General features: G+C 64.0%; 9 protein-coding genes. 6 read left to right on the top strand and 3 right to left on the bottom strand.

What is annotated here, in order from left to right; all coding sequences use genetic code 11:
- Nucleotides 1-1386, bottom strand: coding sequence for a M20/M25/M40 family metallo-hydrolase (locus CK226_RS17465; protein WP_095792584.1), 1386 nt, complete (start codon nt 1384-1386; stop codon nt 1-3).
- Nucleotides 1387-1806: 420 nt separating this feature from the next.
- On the opposite strand from CK226_RS17465, the gene polA reads away from it, so the two are divergent.
- Nucleotides 1807-4770 carry a DNA polymerase I gene (gene polA, locus CK226_RS17460; protein WP_179301074.1) on the top strand — a complete coding sequence of 988 codons (2964 nt, stop codon included), beginning with the start codon at nt 1807-1809 and terminating at the stop codon, nt 4768-4770.
- A gap of 34 nt (nt 4771-4804) precedes the next feature.
- Here the strand turns inward: polA and CK226_RS17455 are convergent, their stop codons facing one another.
- Nucleotides 4805-5209: a Fur family transcriptional regulator gene (locus tag CK226_RS17455; RefSeq protein WP_032931728.1), complete on the bottom strand. Its 405-nt coding sequence runs from the start codon at nt 5207-5209 to the stop codon at nt 4805-4807.
- 245 nt (nt 5210-5454) lie between these two features.
- On the opposite strand from CK226_RS17455, the gene CK226_RS17450 reads away from it, so the two are divergent.
- The 5 genes from CK226_RS17450 to amrB all read left to right on the top strand — a co-directional run bounded on the left by CK226_RS17450 (nt 5455) and on the right by amrB (nt 13656).
- On the top strand, nt 5455-7656 hold the full coding sequence (locus CK226_RS17450) for a caspase family protein (RefSeq protein ID WP_245437771.1): 2202 nt from the start codon (nt 5455-5457) through the stop codon (nt 7654-7656).
- Between the two features lie 117 nt (nt 7657-7773).
- Nucleotides 7774-8154 carry a hypothetical protein gene (locus CK226_RS17445; RefSeq protein ID WP_095792581.1) on the top strand — a complete coding sequence of 127 codons (381 nt, stop codon included), beginning with the start codon at nt 7774-7776 and terminating at the stop codon, nt 8152-8154.
- The gene (locus CK226_RS17440; RefSeq protein ID WP_095792580.1) at nt 8151-8858 is read left to right on the top strand and encodes a hypothetical protein; all 708 of its coding nucleotides are present in this window, start codon (nt 8151-8153) and stop codon (nt 8856-8858) included. The genes CK226_RS17445 and CK226_RS17440 overlap by 4 nt, the downstream gene beginning before the upstream one ends.
- A 56-nt stretch (nt 8859-8914) precedes the next feature.
- Nucleotides 8915-11893 carry a caspase family protein gene (locus CK226_RS17435; RefSeq protein WP_245437770.1) on the top strand — a complete coding sequence of 993 codons (2979 nt, stop codon included), beginning with the start codon at nt 8915-8917 and terminating at the stop codon, nt 11891-11893.
- Nucleotides 11890-13656, top strand: coding sequence for an AmmeMemoRadiSam system protein B (gene amrB, locus CK226_RS17430; RefSeq protein WP_245437769.1), 1767 nt, complete (start codon nt 11890-11892; stop codon nt 13654-13656). Before CK226_RS17435 ends, amrB begins: the two co-directional genes overlap by 4 nt.
- Before the next feature lie 85 nt (nt 13657-13741).
- Here amrB and CK226_RS17425 read toward each other — a convergent pair whose 3' ends face one another.
- Nucleotides 13742-15550 carry a hypothetical protein gene (locus tag CK226_RS17425; protein WP_245437768.1) on the bottom strand — a complete coding sequence of 603 codons (1809 nt, stop codon included), beginning with the start codon at nt 15548-15550 and terminating at the stop codon, nt 13742-13744.
- Nucleotides 15551-15678: the final 128 nt, after the last annotated feature.

The raw sequence follows: 15678 nt of genomic DNA, 5'->3' as shown, positions 1-15678 counted from the left end.
TCAGCGCGTCAGAGCATCGAGAATACGGGCCCAGGAGCGCTGGCCCTTGTGGAAGGATGAGAGCTCATATTTCTCGTTGGGCGAGTGGATGCGGTCATCGTCGAGGCCGAAGCCGACCAGCAACGATTCCATGCCGAGATAGGTCTGGAAGTCGCCCACCACGGGGATCGAGCCACCGCTGCCGGTCGTCACCGCGGGCTTGGGCCATTCGTCGGACAGCGCGGTCTTGGCCTTGGCCAGGAATGGCGAGTCGTAGGAAAGCTGGATCGCCGGCGAGCCGCCATGCGGATGGAATTCGACCGAGCAGTCGGCCGGAATGCGCTCCTTGACGAATTTCTGGAAGGCGGCGCGGATCTTGGCTGGATCCTGCTTGTGAACGAGGCGGAACGACACTTTTGCCGAAGCTTCCGCCGCGATCACCGTCTTGAAGCCCTTGCCGGTATAGCCGCCGATGATGCCGTTGAACTCGGCGGTCGGCCGCGCCCATGTCAATTCGAGCACAGAGCGGCCTTTTTCGCCCGACGGGATGGACAGGCCGACAGGCCCGAGGAAGGTCTCGGCCGTTTCGCCGAGCGTCTCCCAGGATTTCAGTACCTGCGTCGGCGTTTCCTCGACGCCGTCATAGAAGCCCGGAATGGTGATGTGGCCATCCTTGTCGTGGATATCGGCCAGCACCCTGGCCAGGATGCGGATCGGGTTGGCGGCGGCCCCGCCATAGAGGCCCGAATGCAGGTCGCGGTCGGCGGCCTTCACCGTGATCTCCTCGCCGACCAGCCCGCGCAATGCCACGCAGATCGACGGGGTTTCACGGTCCCACATGCCGGTATCGCAGACCAGCGCGAAATCGGCCTTGAGCTCCTCGGCATTGGCCTCGAGGAACGGTTTCAGCGACGGCGAGCCGGATTCCTCCTCGCCCTCGAACAGGATGGTGACGCGGCACGGCAGATTGCCATGCACCTGCTTCCAGGCGCGGCAAGCCTCGACGAAGGTCATCAGCTGGCCCTTGTCGTCGGCCGCGCCGCGCCCGGTGATCACCTTGTGGTCGGGTCCGAGCTGCTTAATGGCAGGCGCGAACGGATCGCTTTCCCACAATTCGATCGGGTCGACCGGCTGCACGTCGTAATGGCCATAGAATAGCACATGCGGCGAACCGGCCGGCCCCTCGTGATGCGCAACCACCATCGGGTGTCCCGGTGTGTCGCGAACGCTGGCGTCGAAGCCGACCAGCTTGAGCTCCGCCACCAGCCATTCCGCCGCCTTGCGGCAGTCGGCGGCATAGGCCGGATCGGTGGAGATCGACTTGATCCTGAGCAGGCCGAACAGGCGTTCCAGGCTCTGGTCGAGATTCTGGTCGAGACGGTCGAGGACGGGGGAAACTGCGGACATGTGTGAAGCCTTTCGATTCAGTGCCGGAACCGTAAAGGCAGAGTGGGGAAACGAAAAGCCCGGGACGATTGGACCACGGCGCGAGTCGGTTGCTGCAGGCCAAAAAAGACCGCCGTGGTGGAGGGGGAACCACGGCGGCCTCATACTCGAAACGATGCGGCAGCCCGGAGAGGGGGGATAGGCTGCCGCAGTTGTCCGGGATAGGCGGGGGACGGGCCTTGCTCCGGACTTCGGCGAAAACTGCCGATGAGGTCTATTTGGGTCTCTGAACGTGGCGATTCAAGGGCACCAACGTTACACTTTTGTAACGTGCCCGTGATCGGGCCTGCATCCCCCGGTCTGTCAGGGTGTTGACGGAACCGATACCTGGCAATGTGTTTGGCATGGACCAAGCCACCGCGCCGCGCTATCCCTGCCGGCATGAAAAAAGGCGATCATCTCTTCCTTATCGACGGCTCCGGCTACATCTTCCGGGCCTACCACGCACTGCCGCCGCTGACCCGCAAGTCTGACGGCCTGCCGGTCGGAGCCGTTTCCGGTTTCTGCAACATGCTGTGGAAGCTGATGCAGGATGCCCGCAACACCGATGTAGGCATCGTGCCGACGCATTTCGCGGTCATCTTCGACTATTCCTCGAAAACCTTCCGCAACGATCTCTATCCCGAATACAAGGCCAACCGTTCGGCGCCGCCTGAAGACCTGATCCCGCAATTCGGCCTGATCCGCCAGGCGACCAAGGCGTTCAACCTGCCTTGCATCGAGATGGAAGGCTTCGAGGCCGACGATCTCATCGCCACCTATTGCCGGCTGGCCTGCGAGGCCGGCGGCGACACCACCATCATCTCCTCCGACAAGGACCTGATGCAGCTGGTCGGCGATACGGTCGGCATGTACGACCCGATGAAGGACCGCCAGATCGGCATCCCTGAGGTCATCGAGAAGTGGGGCGTGCCGCCGGAGAAGATGGTCGATCTGCAGGCGCTGACCGGCGATTCCGTCGACAATGTGCCCGGCGTGCCCGGCATCGGCCCGAAAACCGCGGCGCAGCTGCTTGAGCAGTTCGGCGACCTCGACGCACTGCTCGCCCGCGCCGGCGAGATCAAGCAGGATAAGAGGCGCGAATCAATCATTGCCAACACCGAAAAGGCGCTGATCTCGCGCCAGCTGGTAACGCTGAAGAACGACGTGCCGGTGGCCGAGGGGTTGGACGACTTCATCCTGCACGCGCCGGATGGGCCAAAGCTGATCGGCTTCCTCAAGACCATGGAATTCACCTCGCTGACCCGCCGCGTGGCCGAAGCGACCGGCACCGAGGCCGGCGACGTCCAGGCCGTCGCGGTGACCGTCGAGCGCGCCGACAACGCCCACGGCCCCGATGTCGGCGCCGGAGCGCCGGCTGTGGCCCGCGGCAGTGCCGAGAGGGGCCAGGCCAACGGCGAGGCAACCGCCGCACCGACGGCGGACAAGGCCAAGCAAGGCGATACTCCTTCCCTGCTCTCAGCCTTGCGGCTGGAGCGCGCGGCAACCAGCAAGATCGACACGGCGGCCTATCCCTGCATTCGCGATATCGCGACCTTGAAAGCCTGGGTCGCCGAGGCGACCGAGGCCGGCATTGTCGCCTTTGACGTCAGGGCCACCTCGTCCGATCCGATGCAGGCCGAACTGATCGGCCTGGCTATGGCCACGGCGCCCGGCCGCGCCGCCTACATTCCCTTCGCCCACAAGAGCGGCAATGGTGACCTGCTCGGCGGCGGCGCGCTCGAAAACCAGATACCTCTCCGCGAGGCGCTGGCGGTGCTGAAACCGCTGCTCGAGGACAGGTCGGTCCTCAAGATCGCGCAGAACCTGAAATACGATCTCGTCATCATGAGCCGTTACGGCATCGATGTCGCCCCGTTCGACGACACCATGCTGATCTCCTACGTGCTCGATGCCGGTACCCCGCACGGTCATGGTATGGACCAGCTTGCCGAGAAATGGCTTGGCCACACCCCGCTCCGGCTCAAGGACGTGACCGGCTCCGGCAAGAGCTCGGTCGGTTTCGACCAGGTCGACATCGACAAAGCGACGGCGCACGCCGCAGAGGACGCCGATGTCACGCTCCGGCTCTGGCTGGTGTTGAAGCCCCGGCTTGCGGCCAAGGGCCTGGTGTCGGTCTATGAGCGGCTGGAACGGCCGCTGGTGCCGGTTCTGGCGCGCATGGAACAGCGCGGCATTTCGGTCGACCGGCAGATACTGTCCAGGCTGTCAGGCGAACTGGCGCAGGGTGCTGCCCGGCTGGAAGAAGAAATCTACCAGCTCGTCGGCGAGCGCATCAACATCGGCTCGCCCAAGCAGCTCGGCGATATATTGTTCGGCCGCATGGGCCTGCCCGGCGGCTCCAAAACAAAGACCGGCCAATGGTCGACCTCGGCGCAGCTGCTCGAAGACCTTGCAGCCGAGGGCCACGAACTGCCGCGCAAGATCGTCGACTGGCGCCAGCTGACCAAACTGAAATCGACCTATACCGATGCGCTGCCCGGTTTCATCCATCCCGACACCAGGCGCGTCCACACCTCATATGCGCTGGCCGCGACGACGACAGGCCGGCTGTCGTCCTCCGATCCGAACCTGCAGAACATTCCGGTGCGCACCGCCGAAGGCCGCAAGATCAGGACCGCCTTCATCGCCGACAAGGGCAACCGGCTCGTCTCGGCCGACTACAGCCAGATCGAACTGCGCGTGCTCGCCCATGTCGCCGAAATCCCGCAATTGCGGCAGGCTTTCGCCGACGGCGCCGACATCCACGCCATCACCGCGTCGGAAATGTTCAACGTGCCCGTCGAGGGCATGCCTTCGGAAGTCCGCCGTCGCGCCAAGGCGATCAATTTCGGCATCATCTACGGCATCTCGGCCTTCGGCCTCGCCAACCAGCTGTCCATTCCGCGCGAGGAGGCCAGCAACTACATCAAGAAATATTTCGAGCGTTTCCCCGGCATCCGCGACTATATCGAGGAGACCAAGGCCTATGCCCGCGAGCACGGCTTTGTCGAAACCATCTTCGGCCGGCGCATCCATTATCCCGACATCAGGTCGTCCAACCCTTCGATCCGCGCGTTCAACGAACGCGCCTCGATCAACGCCCGCCTGCAAGGCACCGCCGCCGACATCATCCGCCGCGCCATGGTGAGCATGGAGGAAGCGCTGGACAAGGCCAAGCTGTCGGCCCGCATGCTCCTGCAGGTGCATGACGAACTGATCTTCGAGACGGTCGAGGCCGAAGTCGAGGCGACGATCCCGGTCGTGCGCCATGTCATGGAAAACGCGGCGATGCCGGCGGTGTCTATGTCGGTGCCACTGCATGTTGATGCGCGGGCGGCGAACAACTGGGACGAGGCGCATTAGCGCCAACGCTTCCTCATCCTACGAGGAGAAGACCTTAAGCGGCCTCGGCCCGACACTTCGCGCACGTCCCGCGAAACTCGATCACCGCCTTCTTGGCGGCGAAGCCGGTCGAATGGACCCATTCGTTCAGCCGGTGGTCGACGTCGTGGTCCGACATCTCGGTCACTTGCCCGCACGTGTCGCAGATGGCGAAGGCGGTCATCGAATGGCTGTGATCATGCGGTTCGGCACAGGCGACGAAGGAGTTGATGCTTTCCAGCCGGTGCACGAAGCCGGACTTCACCAGCGTGTCCAGCGCGCGATAGACCTGCAGCGGTGCGCGAAAACCGCGTTCGCGCAACTGGTCGAGCAAGGTGTAGGCGCTGAGCGGTCCGCTGGCGGTCTCGAGCTTCTCGAGCACGCACAACTGGTTCTTCGTCAGCACATCCCTTGCCGCCATGGTCCGGTTCCAACTTGTCCTGCGCCATCTCCAGGCTGTCTGCCCGCGCAAACCGCCTGATCCCATTCAGATAGCGACGAACCGTCGTCTTTGCTACTCTTCTGTTGTTGTCCCGGGCCGATGATAACGTGCCCGCGCATTTGATGACGGCAGGTTTCTTTGGCGCAGCGACATTCAAAATACTGACAAAATCCTCGGCGAGGATGGTTTCGCTTGGGAAATTCGATCGGGCTTGGGGAAGCAATATGATCAAATTGACACGCCGGACGCTGCTTGTCGGCACGTCCGCGCTGATGGTGGCCGGTACGCTCTCGTTTCGGGCGCTTGCGGCATCGCGCACCTATCACGCGCTGCTGGTCGCCTGCACCGAATATCCGGCCCTGCCACAAAGGAACTGGCTGATCGGGCCGAAGAACGATGCCGGCCTGGTGCATGAGTACCTGCTGAAGAACGTGCCCGACCCCGTGCGCTTCGCGCCCGAGAACGTCACGCTGCTTGCCAAGGACGTGCCCGGCGCCAAAGGCCTGCCGACCCATGCGGCGATCAAGGCGGCGCTCGCCGACCTGGCGGCCAAGGTTCAGCGCGACGATTTCGTCTATCTGCATCTGTCCGGCCACGGCGCCCAGCAGCCGGAAAGGGTCAAGGGCGACGAGACCGACGGACTCGACGAGATTTTCCTGCCCGTCGACATCGAGAAATGGATCAATCGCGATGCCGGCGTGCCGAACGCGCTGGTCGACAATGAGATCGGCGATGCGCTCGACGCCATCCGCAACAAGGGCGCCTTTGTCTGGGCTGTCTTCGACTGCTGCCATTCCGGCACCGCGACGCGCGCCGTCGAGGTCGATGACGAGTTGGAGCGCAAGGTCGAATTCGCCGACCTGGTCGGCGGCGACGAGGCCGCCAGGGCGGCCGCCGTCAAGGCCTATGAGGACACGGTCGCAAGCGCCTCGCGCGGCCTTGACGAGAATGGCGCGCGCAAGCCCGCCTTCAACCTGACGCCGACTGGCGGCGAAGCGATCACCAAGGGCAAGCTGGTTGCCTTCTATGCCGCGCAGACGGTGGAGACGACGCCGGAGATGCCGCTGCCCAAGGGAACGGCGGATGCGCCGCGCTTCGGCCTGTTCACCTTCACCATCCTGTCGAAGCTCGCTGAAAACCCTGACGTCACCTATCGCCAGCTCGGCCAGGCCGTGCTGCAGCAATATTCGGCCGACAGCCGCACCCGGCCGACGCCGCTGTTCGAGGGCGAGCTCGACGCGCGCGTATTCGGCACCGACAAGACCGACGCCGTCATGCAGTGGCCAATCGTCGTCAAGGAGGGTGAGGCGACGATCGGCGCCGGCCTGCTGCATCGCCTCACGCCTGGCAGCAAGCTTGCCATCCTGCCCTCGGCGCTGTCGTCGCTGTCCGAAGCGGTCGGCTATCTCGAGGTGGAGTCGGCCAAGAACCTGGAAAGCCGCGTCAAGCCGGTCGAGTTCGAGAAGAAGCCGGCACTCAAACTGGCCGACATTCCTGCCAACGCCTATGCGCGGGTGGCTGAGATCGCCGTCGACTACAGGCTCACGGTCGCTCGGCCGGCCGCGACCAAGGGACTCGAAAAAGAAACCGAACTGGTCAATTCGGTTCTCGACGAACTGGCCGCGGCCAAGGAAACCGGCTTCAACATCGAACTGGTCGCCCCGGGCAAGAGCGCCGAGCTGCGCTTCGCGGTGATGCGTGAGAATGCCATTGCGGGCGCCGGTAAGGACGCCAGCGACAAGCCGGCCCTATGGTTCCTGCCGGCGTCGGGCGACGTGACGCTGAAGGACGGCAGCAAGCCGGCGCTGATCATCATCCACCCGGACGACCGCCAGAAGCTGGCCGACGCCACGACCAGGAATTTGCGCACCATCTACCGCGCCACCGGGCTGTCACGGCTGGCGGCTGCCTCCGACTACAAGCCCGAGGATGTCGACGTGCAGTTCCAGGTCAAGCGCCGTGACAAGGACGGGCTCGAACCCTTGCAGGCTTCCGCAGTGCCGCGCGTCTCGCCGGGCGACGAGGTGCATGTGCTGGCCAAGAACAGCTCGGACCAGCTGGTCGACATCAACGTGCTCTATGTCGGCAGCGACTATTCGATCACCCACATCGTCGCCGAACGCCTGGCCCCGCAGGCCACGCTGGAGGAAGGGCTGCTCGCCTTCACCGACACCAGCTTCGGCATGGAACGGATGATCGCGGTGCTGACCGAGGCGCCGCCGGAAAGCGAGAAGGAAGATCTGAGCTTCCTGGCGCAGGACGGCGTCGCGGCGATGACGCGCGGCCTCGGCCCCGCCAGCTTCTCCGACATGCTCGCCGATATCGGCATGGCGCCGCCGACCCGTTCGGTGATGCGGCTTGCCGACAAGAGCGGCCCGAAGGGGGCAGTGATGATCTTCCCGATGGAGACGGTGCCGCGCGCCTGAGCTTCGGCCCCAGGGCCTCACGGCCTGGTATATCAGGCTCTTGCGCGATCGGCGCGATATGAGAACATCCCAGCCGCGGCCAAGGCTCAGCGGCCGACGAAGCAGGTAGGATCGATTGTGAAGAAGTCCTTTTTCTCCTGGCGCGCAACGCTTGCCGGACTTGCCGGCGCCCTGTTGCTGATCGCCAATGCCTTGGCACAGGACAGCTGCGGCCTTTGCGCCAAACAGGTGGTCATCAATTCGGAACTGGCGACGTGCTTCCTCGATCAGTACGACCAGTTCGCCAAAACCAGCAGTGACGCGGTGGTGGTCGATCTCTCGAGCTGCGCCTCGCGCGGCGTGGTCGAAGCCTTGCCCTCGCCCAACAAGGCGCCGGCGGAGCCTGACATGCAGTTCATAGTTTCGCGTCCGCAGCTGGTATGCCTGAAAAAGCAGCTTGAAGCGCCGGGCATAGTGCTTGATCCCTCCGCCACCATCGAACTGGACAGCTGCAAATGAAGAAGCCGGGGGGCACGACAAAGCAGACACCGGTGGCCGCGCCCGCAAAGGCGCCGGCGGCGAAGGAGTCGCTGCCGGAAACCACCGAAGGTTTCCCCTGGCCGAGCAGCCATGAGATCAAGAAGGAGAGCAATCCCTTCACCGATCGCGACTGGCGCATGCTGGTCTATGCCTGGTCGGGCTTGCTGGTGCGTTTCGCCATCATCTTCACCCTGGCATTCTCGGTCTACCAGTTCCTGGCCAATCAGGAGCAGAAGCGCGTCGAGCAGACGATGTCGCTGGTCGAGCTCTGGGAAACCAAGGACTACCAGCAGGCACAACGGGCGTTGAAGGATCGTCTTGCCGCCCTCAACGCCAAATACGACAATCTGCTCAGCGCCAACCCTTCGCCGACCGAGGAGCAGGTGTTCCGCCAGCGCATCGGCATCGAGGCGATGAGCGCTTCAGGCGGCGACATGCCGCTCGCCGACTTCAGCGAGAATTTCGACCGCATCGTCTATTTCCTCAACCGGCTGTCCTTCTGCGTCGACGGCGACCTGTGCTCACGCAAGGTGACCGATGCCTATTTCCGCGACTACGCCGTCTCGTTCTGGAGTTATTTTGCCGGCTATGTCGACAAGCAGCGCAAGGCGGGTTCGCCGACTTTTGCCACGGCGATCGAGACCTATGTTGGCAACGAGCAACCAGCGGCCGAAGCCAAATAGCGATGGGGAAACCCGGAACCACCTTGCGCCTCATGCATGCCTGCCGGTGGCTGGCCATGGCTGGAGTTTTGGTCACGGCCTCGGCCGCCCGCGCCGAGGACGCGCCGGGTTTCCACCTCGACATCGACACCGGCGGCCATACCGCCCGGATTGCCGATCTTGCCTTCACACCCGACGGCGAGGACGTTGTCTCGGCATCCGATGACAAGACCATCCGCATCTGGGACTGGCAGAGCGGCGTGACGCTGCGCACCATTCGCGGCTATCTCGGCAATGGCAGCGACGGCAAGATTTTCGCCATCGCGGTCTCGCCGGATGGCAGGACGATCGCCGCCGGAGGCTATTTCGGCGCCGGTCTCGGCGACAAGCCGCCCTATGGCGACATCAGGCTGTTTGACTTCGCCACCGGCAAGATGAAGGCCGTGCTCAAGGCCGCCGACTACGCGACCTACGACCTCGCCTTCTCGCCGGATGGCAAGACACTGGCTGCCGGGGGTGGCGACGGCATGGTCTATCTCTGGCGGCTCGACGACAAATCAGCGACCGGCTGGACGCTGGACAAGAAGCTCGACGCCGATTCCTGGCACATCGACAAGCTGGCTTTCGCCGCCGCGGGAACCCGGCTGGCGGCGACGACAACCGACAATGGCATCCGGCTGTGGGATGTCGCCAAGGGCGACGAGATCGCCTTGCCGGCAGAGACCGAGCCTTTGCGGGACGTCAGCGTCCTGGCGCTGGCGACCTCGCAGGACGGCAGCCTGTTTGCCACCGGCAGCAAGGACGGCCAGGTCCAGCTCTGGCGCGCCGCCGACGGCACGCTGGCGCACGCCATGCCGAAGCAGGATTTTCTTATCGGCTCGCTGACCTTCGCCAAGGGATCACGGCTGGTCGCCTCCTGCGGCTATCGCTGCGCCGACAAGCACCGCTCCATCGTCTGGAACACCGACACCGGCGAGAAGCTGCTCGACTACAGCGGCCATGACGGCACGGTCTATGCCAGCGCCGCCAATGCCGACGGCTCGCTGGTGGCGACCGCCGGCGGCACCCGCAACGCCATCCAGGTCTGGGATCCGGCGACCGGCGAACGCAAGGCCCTGCTCCAAGGGGTGGGCGCACCGGTGACCGCGATCGGCATCGACGCGGCGAACGGCATCATCGCCTGGGGCAATGCGAACCCCTGCCCCGAGCGCGTGGCTTGCCCCGAACGGCTGGGCGCGCTGGACAAGAGGCTGGAACTGCCCACCGCCGAGCGGTTCTTCGACGACCCGCAGCCGCTGACCGAGCTCGGCTCGTTTGCCCGCGCCGCGCTGACCGATGGGAAGTGGTCGCTGCACGCCACAGTGGGCGGCAAGGACGCGCTGGAAAACGCGGTGCTGGAGATCGCCAATGGCGGCAAGGTGGTGCGCTCGATCGAGAACGATGCCACCAACGGCTTTGTCCATTCGGCTTTCACGCTGATCGACAATGGGCTTGGCCTGATCACCGGCGGCAGTGACGGCACGCTGCTGGAATACAAGGCCGCGACCGCCAGGGTCTCCGGCGAATTCACCGGCCACACCGGCGAAATCAACGCCATGGCCGCCTCGGAGAAAGCCGGCCTGCTTGTCACCGGCAGCGCCGACCAGACCGTGAGGCTGTGGAACCTGAAGACGCACGAGCTGATCGTGTCGATGTTCTTTGCCGGTTCGCAATGGATCGCCTGGATGCCGCAGGGCTACTATTATTCCTCCGATGAGGGCGACAAGCTGATCGGCTGGCACGTCAACCAGGGCCGTGACCATGAAGGCCGCTTCATCCGCGCCGGCCAGTTGAAGAAGTACCTCTGGAGCCCGGAAATGGTGCGCCGCGCCATAATCCTGCGCAGCGCCAAACAGGCAGTCCAGGAGATGCGGCCGGGCGTGGACAACGAGTTGCAGAAGCTCTTGCAGCGCAAGCCACCGGAATTCGGCATCCGCCTCGCCGACGACCAGAGCAAGGTCCGCGGCGGTTATGTCGCCGTCGAGATCACGGGCGCCAAGGAAGCCGGAACCGGTGTCGCCGGCTACTCGATCCTGTCGAACAGCCGCTATGTCGGCGACATCGCCACGCGTTCGGTCGACGGCAACAAGACAACAGTCGAGGTACCGGTCGAGGATGGCCAGAACATCATCCGCATCACCGGCACCAACGAATTCGGCTATCTGACCGAGCGCAGCGTGACGGCGCTGGCGAGGAAGACCGAGAAGGCCGAGGCCAAGGGCAAGCTCTATGTCGCGGTGATCGGCGTCGACAAATATCCGTTCCTGACCGACGCCTGTTCCGGCCATCCCTGCGATTTGCGCTACCCCGTCGACGACGCCACCGAATTCCTCAAGGTGGTTGCACAGAAGTCGGCGCCCTTGTTCTCATCGATGGAGACGCTGGTTCTGGTCAATCGCGAGGCGCTCGACGAGAGCCCAGACAAGGCGCAACAGACCTACACCGTCGCCAGCGCCGACAACATCATGGAGCCGGACTCGCACACGATCGACGACCAGCTTGCCGATTTCCTCGACAGGCCTGGCGAGCACGACACCACCATCATCTTCGTCGCCGGCCATGGCATCAACATCGACGAGGACTACTATTTCATCCCGACGGACGGCCGCAAACAGGATGCCGATCGCTGGAAGCGCTCTTCGCTCGTCGACTGGGGTGACATCCAGAAATCGGTCGAGCGGGCCAAGGGAATGCGCTTCATGCTGCTCGACACCTGCCACGCCGCCAACGCCTTCAATCCGCGCCTGGAAAAGGACGCGCAGGACGCGCGCATCGTCGTGTTTTCGGCGACCGCGGCCAACAACAGCGCCGCCGAATTGCCGGAGCTCGGCCACGGCGTCTTCACCTATTCGGTCCTCGAAGGCCTGCGCGGCAAGGCGAAGACCTCGGATGGCGGCGTCACGCTGTTCGGGCTCGCCGATTTCATCTCGCACGAAGTGGTTCGGCTGACCGCGTCGAAGCAGAAACCGTTCTATTATGTCGGCGGCGTGGAGAACATCGTGTTGGCCGAGCCGTGACGCTCAAGCCTCTGCGCCAAGGCACCCCCCTCTGTCCTGCCGGACTGTCCGGCAGGACAGAGGGGGGTGCACTGGGCGCTACCATTCAACGAATATCGGCAATCATCCTCCTCGCCCTCCTCCCTTTCTCCGCCTTCGCCGCCCCGACCGTCTGCCCGCCCGGTACCGAAAACTTCCCGCCGTTTTACGACGACGCCACGCTGTTCAAGGACGCCATCGCCAGCGTCGCCACTGTCCAGCCCTCCAACCAGCGGCTGACCGGCATCACGGTGCCGCATCACCTGCTGGCCGCCGACCTCGTGGCACTCGGCTTCAGGGCAGCGTCGGGTTTCCGCTACAAGCGCATCGTCATCCTGTCTCCGGACCATTTCCACAAGACGAACAAGCTCTACGCCACCACGGCGCGCGGCTTCGACACCGTGCTTGGCCCGGTGGCGGCCGACAGCGATGCCGTGCGCCTTCTCGAAGCCCACGGCGACATGGTCGAGGAATCCTGCCTGTTCGACAAGGAACATGGCGTGCGCGCCATGCTGCCCTTCCTGCACCACTATTTCCCAGGGGCGAAGATCGTGCCGGTGGCGATGTCGGTGAAGGCGAAGCGCGGCGACTGGGACAGGCTGGCCGAGGCGCTGAAACCGATTGTCGACCATGACACGCTGATCGTCGAATCCTCCGACTTCTCGCACTATCTGCCGCAGCATGATTCCAGGCGCTTCGACCAGCAGACGCTGAATATGCTGGCCGCCGGCTCCCTCGACGGCATCGCAGCCCTTCGCCAGCCCGGTCATGCCGATTCCGTCGGCGCGCTCTACATCCAGACCCGGCTGCAGCGCGAACTGTTCGGCGCCCAGCCGCTGGTCGTAGCCAACGAGAACTCGCAGGAACACACGTCCGACTATGTCGAGCGCACCACCAGCTATGTCGTGGCGCTGTTCGGCGCCTTCGGTCCCGGTTTCAACAACCCCGCGCGGCCAAAGGACCGGATCTACTATCTCGCCGGCGACGTGAATTTCGGTCGCGCCATGAAGAAGATCCTGGTCCGCGACGGCGTGGCCGACAAGATCGTCGACAGCATCGTTTCACTGACCGGAGCGCGGCCGCTGATCGTCAATCTCGAAGGCGTCATCCTGCCCAACGTACCGGAAGCGATCGACGGCATGACGCTGGCCATGCCGGAAGACCTCGCCGCCAGCATGCTGAAACGGCTGCACGTCGCCGGCGTCAGCCTCGCCAACAACCACGCTTCTGATCTCGGCTCGTCCGGCTATGCCGAGACGGTGCGCGCACTCGACGAAGCCGGCATCCCACATTTCGGCCATGGTGAGACGCTGGCGCTTGCCGATCTCGACCTTGTCGGCCTGACCGACATCGACACCAACGGTTCGAAGAACACCGACCTGCTCACCCCCGCCTTGCTCGACCGGCTGCTGCACGAGAATGCGCAGCGCCCGGTGGTCGCCTTCGTCCATTGGGGCCGCGAGTACAAGACCGAACCGTCGGCGCGCGAAGAGATGCTTGCCGATGAGATGCGATTGCGCGGCGTCTCGGCCATTGTCGGCGGCCATCCGCATGTGTCGAGCGAGGCGATCGTCCCGCTCGCCGGCGGCGATGTGGCGGAAGTCTACTCGCTCGGCAATTTCCTGTTCGACCAGAATGCGCAACGCTCCTCAGGTTCGATGCTGGAACTGCGTGTCTTTCCCCAGGGCACGATCTTCATCAGGCTCATCCCATTGTCCAACTATTTCGAGATGGGTCGAAAGTAGGCAACTGCCGTTTTTCGACGGGAAGGTGTGTTGAGATTCAGGTCAGGCCCAGTCGAAAACGGCCTCACCTGAATATTGACATGCCTTAGCCGCAGCCGGTCATCTGGCGCGGCAGGTAGCACGCCGCCGGCTCGGTCTTGGTCTCGAACAGCGACTGCTTCGGCCGGAAATAGAAGAAGGTCACCGGCTTGCTCTCGCGCACGCTGCCGTCGGCAAAATGCGCGGCGATGCTGAAACTGTGGATCGACGACATCGCCGACCACATCTTCAGCCGCGCCGTATAGGCGCTGACATTCTTGTTGCCGCGCACCGGCATGGCGATCGAGTAGTCGTGCTTGCCGATCGGGAATTCTATGTTCTGGTAGCGCATCGCTTCCGGGCTGCCGCCACCGCCATCGCCGCATTCGGCCATCGATTCCGGAGTCTCGAAGACCGCCATGGTCATCTGGGCGCGGAACGGCTCGCTCTGCTGGTAGACATTGCCCTGATCGTCCGCCCATGAATAGTCAAACTTGCCGATCGCGTTCAGCGTCATCGCCTGGTTGAAATTGCCGAGATAGTCGCCGACCTCGCCGAACTTGATCTTGTTGGTGAACTGGCTGCGGCAGACATTGAGGCTGTCGACCGAGGGACAGGGGAAACGCCCGGTCTCAAGGCTCGCGGTATCGACGCCGGCCTCGTCCAGCACGCTCTTGATCGACACGTCGACGCCATCGCCGAAACCGCCGATATCCTTGGTGAACATGCGGCTTGGTTGGCCGGTCGGATTGCCTTCGTCGTCCACCGTGGTGAACTGGATCGACATCTTCATGCCCTTGGCGTCGCCCCAGCCATTGTTGACGATCGAGAAATCGGGCCGAAAGCCGATGCAGCCGAAATGCTCCGAGATCGACAGCATCGGTTTGCGGTAGGCGTCGCTGGCGGCGACTTTCATTTCCAGCCTGTCGAGCTTGACCCTGGACTCGTCCGTCGTCTTCAGGTCGACCTCGGCAAAGGCCGGCGTCTCCTCCCAGTCCGCACCTTCATAGACATTTGTGGTGTTGACCGTGCCGGTGCCGTTCCAGGCGTCGTTGTAGAGGCTGTCTTCCGGATAGATCGCGATGTCCTCGTCGCGCACCAGGTGCTGGTATTTCATGTCGGCCTGCTGGGTCATGCGCTGGTCGACGATGACGCCGATCTCGACCTTGTCGGCATCGCCGCCGCCGGACTGCGCCTTGAGCAGGCCTCCGACCCTGGCATCGGCCAGAACGTCGGGACGCGTGCCGCCGACCTCCTTGCCCATCACCCATTGCGATTCATAGACCGTGCCGCCGGCGAGCCGCGTGGTGCCCTTGCCATTCTTCAATCCGCCGACAAAAGAGCCGGCAAAGATCTCGCCTGCCTTCGACAGCAACCGGCCCTCGCCATTCGCAATACCGTCAACGAACTGCCCCTCATAGCGGTTGCCGTCGGCATCGATATGGATACCCTTGCCGTTGAGTTCTCCGCCAAGCCAATGCCCCTCGAAAACCTCGCCCGAGCGCAGTTCGAGCCTGCCTTGCCCGTCGGGCCGGCCGTTCCTGACATCGCCGAAATAGCTGGAGTAGACCGTCTTCGGATCATAGCTGGCGGAGCCGCGCACCCGCCACACCAGCCTGCCCTTGCCGTTGACGGTGCCGTCCTCGGCGATCGTCTTGTCGGGCGACTGGCCCACCGCCGGCTCCCAGACGAAGTCGAGGTTCTTCTCGGGATGGAAATCCCAGACACGCACGGCCCTGCGCAGCACCGAGCGTGTGTCGGCCTGATAGAGGATCTGCACGCGCTCCGCCCAGGCGCCGCCGACAGCGGCGGGATCGGCAAAAGCCGGTGAAAGCATCATCGCGCCCAGCATCGCTGCGGCCGCGATCCCGAACACTGCCCTTGTCCGCCCCATCCCTTGAGCCCCCTGGACGCCTCGCCCCTGGCAAGCCAAGCGTAGTCGGGGCGCCGGCCTCGTGCAAGGGAAGCCATGCGGAAGAAACGGCACGAAAAAGGCGGCAGGAT

It is taken from the genome of Mesorhizobium sp. WSM4311 (assembly GCF_002295115.1).
Taxonomy (GTDB): Bacteria; Pseudomonadota; Alphaproteobacteria; order Rhizobiales; family Rhizobiaceae; genus Mesorhizobium.
This window is presented reverse-complemented; position numbering and strand designations above follow the sequence as displayed.